Here is a 6,117-nt window from a genome sequence, read left to right on the forward strand (position 1 = left end):
CCTACATCCGGCTCATACTCGCCGCCGCGAACAGCACATCCCTGATCGCCTCGCGGTCACCGTCCTGGCCGGCGGCGGCCTCCTCAGGGGACACGTGGCCCGCGGCCAGCCGGCAGAACTCGACGCCGTCGAGCGCCACGTGGGCCACCGCGTGATCGGCGGAGCCCACCGCGGCGGGGGAGTCGAGGGGGATGAGCCACTCACCGCCGCCGAGGCCCTCGATCTCCAGGCGCAGGCTGCGGCCGGGCGAGCCGGCGGGGACAAGGTGGCGGGTCTGCCGGGGCGGTGCGGCGGCGAGCCCGGCCCGGCGGCGCGCGGCCAGGACCGTCGGCAGCATGCGGGCCGCCAGATCGATCATGCGGTGCAGATGGCGCGGGGCGGGCGGCTCGTACGGGTAGTCCACCGCCTCCGCGATGTCCTCCGCGTGGATCCAGCACTCGAAGGCGCGGTCCAGCATGGCGTCCCGCAACGGCAGCTCGAAGTCGCCGTACGGGACGTACAGCTTCCCGGAGCCGGAGCCGGAGCCGGAGCCGGAGCCCGAGCCCGAACCGGCGGAGTCCTCGCTCGTGAAGGAGACCGTGCGGACGAGGGCGTGGCTCTGTTCGCGCCACGGGCCGCGCACACCGCGCGAGGGCGGGAAGCGGGAGGCCCGCCAGTACGCCTCGGTGCGGGCCGCCGGGGTCGGGGCGTCCGCCGTCCCGTCCAGTGGGTCGTCGAGTCCCAGGGCGACCGCGACGAGCCCGTCGACGCTCAGCAGGTGGGTGATGACCCCGGCGACGGTCGTACGGCGGCTCACCGGCCCGTCACCCTCGAACCACCGCAGCCGCACCGGGGCGTGCCACTCCGCCTCCCCGATGTCCTTCAGCAGCGCGTCCAGCCGGGCCGCCTCCGCGTCGTACGGAGCCGTCCAGTCCGGTACGGGGATCCGGGGCGCCCGGCGGTCGAGGCAGCCCGCCAGGACGCGGGTGCGCAGGGCCGGGTCGAGGTCGAGGCTCTCCTCCACGTGCAGCAGCCCCACGGCCTCGCGCAGCCGCAGCGCCTCGTCGGCGCAGGAGCCGCACGTCCCCAGGTGCTCCTCGACGGCGGCCGTCTCCTCCGCCGAGCACGCCGCCAGGGCCCATGCCCCGAGCAGTGCCTTGAGCACCCGGTGCTCCAGGACGAGAGGCACGCCCACCGGCTCGGGCAGCGGCAGTCCGCTGTCCTCGACGGACATCCGCGGCAGAGGTATCCGCGGTGGCGGCACGGCCTCCCCGCCGTCATGCCCTCCGCCACCATCACGGCCGCCGTTGCTGCCGCGGCCGCCGTCACCGCCGTCGTGCCCCTCGTGCCCGCCGAACCCCTCGAACCGCTCCACGCCCTCGTTCACACCGCGCCTCCGTGTTCCGGCGGCACCCCGGAGGGGCCGGTGTGGTGGGCCGTGGACAGGAGCTGGAGGCCGAGGCGGAGACGGCGGCGGGCCTCGTCCTCGGTGATGCCGAGGTCGGTGGCGGTCTGGCGGTAGTCGCGACGCTGGAAGTAGGCGCGCTCCAGGGCGGCGCGGAGCGGGGTGGGCATGGACTGGACGATGTAGTCGGCGCGGGCGGCCGCCGCGGCCCGGTGGACCCTGCGTTCCAGGTCCTCCGTGGTGCCCTCGCCGCCCCGCGCCAGCGCCGCGGTCTCGGTGGCGCGCAGGCGCTGTACGGCGAGGCGGTGGGTCAGCGAGGCGATCCAGGAACGCATCGGGCCCTGCCCGGGTTCGTACTCGTCCGGGTGCTCCCAGATGTGGGTGAAGACGTCGCGCGTGAGGGCGTCGGCCGCCCGTTCGTTTCCGAGCACGCGATGGGCGAGACCGTGCACGAGTGAAGCGAACCGGTCGTACAGCTCGCCGAGCGCCGCCGCCTCGCCGTGTGCCAGCCGCTGTTGCATCCTGCGGTCCCAGCGGGGCGGCGCGTCGTTCGTCGCCATGTGGCCCCTCATCCCTGCTCGTGCCGTGCGCTGTTCTCCGAGCCCAGCCTGCGTCCTGCGCCACCTCGAATGTAGTCGGCACGGCCGGTGGCGCACGCCCCTTTGTGGCAATGTGCGCCCCCGGGCAGTCCGGGGGTGGTATGGACCGCGGACCGGTCGACCTTCGCTGCCGCGTGGCCCTTACCTAGCACAAAACCGATCAAGCGTGACCGTATTGGATCGTACAGGACCGTTCCAGACTGAAATGGCCAGTCTTGGCCCACGCTTTCAGCCACACCTCGGTGTTTCATGGAACGAGGGTGGGGCAGCCGCGCAGAAGGAAGCGAAACGGCGGCTTCCGTTTCCGGTGCTCATTCCGGGAGTTCCAGGAATTCCGGCGGCTGAGAGGCGTGGCGGTGACGCTCAAGGTGACCGACGGCGAGCACGGCGAGTGGGCCGTGCTCCACGTGTTGGGCGAGATGGATCTGGTGACGTCCCCGGTGCTGCGACAGCGGGTCCATGACGCGGTGGCCGACGGCCGCCGCAGTATCGTCCTGGATCTCTCCGGTGTCGTGTTCTGCGACTCCAGCGGCGTCGGTGTCCTCATCGCCACCCGCCGGCTGATCCGTTCCTGCCGGGGTGAACTGCGCCTGATCCTCCCGGCCGACGGAGCCGAGACCCCCGCGGGACGGGCCGGGGACGGCGGCAACGGACAGGGCGCCCACGTCAACCGCGTCCTCGGTGCCCTCGGGGTCCGCCGCCTCTTCGACGTCCACCCCGACGTGATCTCGGCGGTGGACGGCGCCCCGGACAAGGCCGAGCAGGCGGGCCCACTGTCGGCGTGAGCGGCACGCACACGACCCGCCGGTACCCGGGGCGCGCACAGGGCAACACCGTTGTCGCGATATTTCACCGGTCTTGGCACAAGCGTCGTTTCCCGAGCAGACCCGGCCCCTGACGTCGTACGCTCCGTTCAGAGGAACCCGATGTGACGACGTAAGGCGGGCCCGAAAAGACATGGTCAGCACCGAGTACGAGCGCCGGATCGCCGCCCGGTTCGCCACCTTCGACCAGGACGGCAACGACTACATCGACCGCGAGGACTTCAGCGCGGCCGCCAAGGCGGTTCTCGCCGAGTTCGCCACCACGGCCCGCTCCGACAAGGGCCAGGCCCTATATGGCGGAGCCGAGGCCTTCTGGCAGGGCATGGCCGGAATAGCGGACCGGGACGGCGACCAGCGCATCACCCGGGACGAGTTCGTCAACGGCGCGGTCAAGCGCCTGCGCGACAACCCCGACCGGTTCGCCGAGATCGCCCGCCCCTTCCTGCACGCGGCCCTCGCCGTCGCGGGCGCCGACGGGGACGGTTCGGCCACGGTCCAGGCGACCATCCGCCTCCTCAGGGCCCTCGGCGTGCCCGAGCACGTCGCCGCCGGGGCCGCGGCGGCCCTCGACGCCGACACCGACGGCAAGGTGAGCGAGGGGGAGATCGTCACGGCCTTCGCCCGCTACTTCACGGTGCCCGAGTAGCTCACGACCAGCTACGCATGGTTCACGAGTAGCGCTCGCGCAGCCTGTACTTGAGCACCTTCCGCAGGGTGTCGTTGCGCGGAAGGGCGTCCACCACCTCCAGCTGCTCCGGCAGCTTGTGCACGGACAGCCCTTCCGAGCGCAGGTACGAGGTCACGTCCTCCAGCGACAACTCCCCGTCCCCACTCACGTCTCCCGGCACCCGCTCGACCACCGCGCAGACCCGCTCCCCGCGTTCGGTGTCCGGCAGCCCGATGACGGCGACGTCCCGGACCGCCGGGTGGCGGTGCAGCAGGTCCTCGATCTCCTTGGCCGAGATGTTCTCCCCTTTGCGGATGATGACGTCCTTGAGGCGGCCCGTCAGGACCAGGTGACCGTCGGGGGTGAGACGCCCGAGGTCACCCGTGACGAGGAACCCGTCCGCGTCGAACGCCCGCGCCGTCTGCTCCGCGTCCAGATAGCCCCGGCACACGGCCTCGCCCCGCAGCCGCACCTCCCCCTCGACGCCGTACGGCACGGGTGTGCCGGCCCGGTCGACGATCCGTATCTCCATCCCCTCGGGCGGCCGTCCCTCGGTCGTCGCCAGGTTCTCCCCCGAGTCGTCCGGCGACCCCATCGTGATCATCGGAACCTCGGTCATGCCGTACCCGTGGGTGAGCTGGACGCCCATCTCGCGTACCACCGAGTGATAGAGCTCGGGCGGCTTCGGCGCTCCGCCGCCCGCCAGCAGCCGCAGCGTCGGGACGACCGGTGTGCCTGGCTGCTTGCGCTGTTCGGCGAGGAACATCGAGTAGAACGCCGTGGATCCGCCCGCCACCGTCACCCCGTGCCCGCGGTACGCCTTCAGCGCGTCCGGCAGCGCGAAGTGCTCGAACATCACCGCCGGGAAGCCGTACAGCAGCAGCATCACCATGTAGTCGGGGCCGCCGATGTGCGCGTACGGGAACGCGATCGAGCCCACGTCGGACGCCGTGAGGTGGAGCGCGTGGGCGAGGCAGGAGCCGCCCGCGATCAGTGAACGGTCCGTGTGGAGTACGCCCTTGGGGTCGGAGGTGGTGCCCGAGGTCCAGTAGATCCAGCGGACCGAGGTGCCCTCGGAGGGCGGCGGAGGCAGTACGGCGGGATCGCCGTCCGGGAGTCGGTCGTACGCCTCGAAGACGCCTTTCGCGCCCAGGCGTCGCGCCATCTCCGTGTGGTCGAAGCCGCGCCACTCGCCCGGCACGGCGAAGTACTCCGCCTTCGACTCCCGCAGCGCGAAGCCGACCTCGCGGTCCCGGTAGAAGGGGATGACGGGCGACTGCACGGCGCCGAGGCGGGCCAGCGCGAAGGACAGCAGCGCGGTCTCGAGACGGGTGGGCAACTGCCAGGCGACAACCGTGCCGGGGCGCACTCCCATGTCGTACAGGCCCGCCGCCACCCGTTCGGCACGCCCGCGCAGTTCGCCGAAGCTCAAGTGCCGGTCGTCCTGGAGGAGGACCGGTCGGTCGGGGGTGAGGTCGGCGCGGCGGGAGAGAAGCTCCCAGAGGGTGCGGGACGTACTGAGTGCGTGGGCGGTGTCGTTCACGGCGGGCCCCCTCGTGACTAACTGACGGTCAGTCAGATCGTGGGCCGAAGAGTAGGACGCGGCGCCTTGTCGGTCCAGAGGTGCGGGGCTAGCCTTCCCCGGGGAGCGTCAGCTGACGGTTCATCAGATATGCGCGTACGTCGGCGGGGAGGGCTCGGGCATGGACCTCACGTACACGCCGGAGGAGGAGGAGTTCCGGGCGCGGCTGCGGGAGTGGCTGGGCGGGGTGCTGCCCACGCTGCCGCCGAAGCCGCCGCCCGAGGACTGGCCGGCGCGCCGGGCCTACGACCTCGGCTGGCAGCGCATGCTGTACGACGCCGGATACGCGGGACTGCACTGGCCGGTGGACGCCGGCGGCCGGGGCGCCACACCCACCCAGCACCTGATCTTCCTGGAGGAGACCGAGCGGGCGGGCGCACCCTACGTCGGCGCGGGCTTCGTCGGGCTGCTGCACGCGGGACCCACCATCGCCGCCGAGGGCACCGCCGAACAGCGGGCGCGCTGGCTCCCGCCCATCCTGCGCGGCGAGGAGGTCTGGTGCCAGGGCTTCAGCGAGCCGGACGCGGGCTCCGACCTCGCCGCGCTGCGCACACGCGCGCGGAGGGACGGCGACGACTACGTGGTGAGCGGCTCCAAGCTCTGGACGTCCCACGCCGAAGTGGCCGACTGGTGCGAGCTGCTGGTGCGTACGGATCCCTCCGCGCCCAAGCATCGGGGGATCACCTGGCTCGCCATGCCCATGGACGCCCCCGGGATCACCGTACGGCCGCTGAAGACCCTGGCGGGGTCGGCGGAGTTCGCGGAGGTCTTCCTCGACGAGGTGCGGGTGCCGGTCGCTCACCGTCTCGGCGCCGAGAACGACGGCTGGCGCGTGACCATGGTGACGCTGTCGTTCGAGCGGGGCACGGCGTTCGTGGGTGAAGTGGTCGCGTGCCGTCGCGTGTTGGGCGAACTGGCGCGCGAGGCACGGAAGAACGGCCGCTGGGACGACCCCGTGCTCCGGCGCGGGCTGGGCCGGCTGAACGCCGAGTTCCGCGCGCTGTGGCGGCTGACGCAGTGGAACGTGAGCGAGGCCGAGAGCGCGCGCGGGGGCCCGGGGG

At 72.4% G+C, this 6,117-nt stretch carries 6 protein-coding genes; 3 read left to right on the forward strand and 3 right to left on the reverse strand.

Annotation, left to right across the window (positions count from 1 at the left end; translation table 11 throughout):
* Position 1: 1 nt before the first annotated feature.
* Together FNH08_RS42280 and FNH08_RS42285 are read right to left on the reverse strand one after the other, a co-directional pair.
* Positions 2-1,366, reverse strand: coding sequence for a zf-HC2 domain-containing protein (locus tag FNH08_RS42280; RefSeq protein WP_322726342.1), 1,365 nt, complete (start codon positions 1,364-1,366; stop codon positions 2-4).
* The gene (locus FNH08_RS42285; protein ID WP_152776819.1) at positions 1,363-1,944 is read right to left on the reverse strand and encodes a sigma-70 family RNA polymerase sigma factor; all 582 of its coding nucleotides are present in this window, start codon (positions 1,942-1,944) and stop codon (positions 1,363-1,365) included. The genes FNH08_RS42280 and FNH08_RS42285 overlap by 4 nt, the downstream gene beginning before the upstream one ends.
* Before the next feature lie 389 nt (positions 1,945-2,333).
* Between FNH08_RS42285 and FNH08_RS42290 the strand changes: the two genes are divergently transcribed.
* Both FNH08_RS42290 and FNH08_RS42295 read left to right on the forward strand, forming a co-directional pair.
* Positions 2,334-2,768 carry an STAS domain-containing protein gene (locus FNH08_RS42290; protein WP_322726343.1) on the forward strand — a complete coding sequence of 145 codons (435 nt, stop codon included), beginning with the start codon at positions 2,334-2,336 and terminating at the stop codon, positions 2,766-2,768.
* Positions 2,769-2,940: 172 nt separating this feature from the next.
* A complete protein-coding gene (locus FNH08_RS42295) occupies positions 2,941-3,453 on the forward strand; it encodes an EF-hand domain-containing protein (protein WP_152776820.1) in 513 nt (170 codons plus the stop codon).
* Positions 3,454-3,475: 22 nt separating this feature from the next.
* On the opposite strand, the gene FNH08_RS42300 is transcribed toward FNH08_RS42295, so the two are convergent.
* Positions 3,476-5,017: a class I adenylate-forming enzyme family protein gene (locus tag FNH08_RS42300; protein WP_322726344.1), complete on the reverse strand. Its 1,542-nt coding sequence runs from the start codon at positions 5,015-5,017 to the stop codon at positions 3,476-3,478.
* Positions 5,018-5,177: 160 nt separating this feature from the next.
* Between FNH08_RS42300 and FNH08_RS42305 the strand changes: the two genes are divergently transcribed.
* Positions 5,178-6,117: acyl-CoA dehydrogenase family protein (locus FNH08_RS42305; protein ID WP_152776822.1), on the forward strand; the 940-nt coding region annotated here is incomplete at its 3' end.

The sequence above is a fragment of the Streptomyces spongiae genome (assembly GCF_009377185.1).
Classification (GTDB): domain Bacteria; phylum Actinomycetota; class Actinomycetes; order Streptomycetales; family Streptomycetaceae; genus Streptomyces; species Streptomyces spongiae.

Bases quoted from the DNA above. Each gene is read 5' to 3' on its own strand.
- FNH08_RS42285 (WP_152776819.1), bottom strand. From the start codon at position 1,944: ATGGCGACGAACGACGCGCCGCCCCGCTGGGACCGCAGGATGCAACAG.
- FNH08_RS42295 (WP_152776820.1), top strand. From the start codon at position 2,941: ATGGTCAGCACCGAGTACGAGCGCCGGATCGCCGCCCGGTTCGCCACC.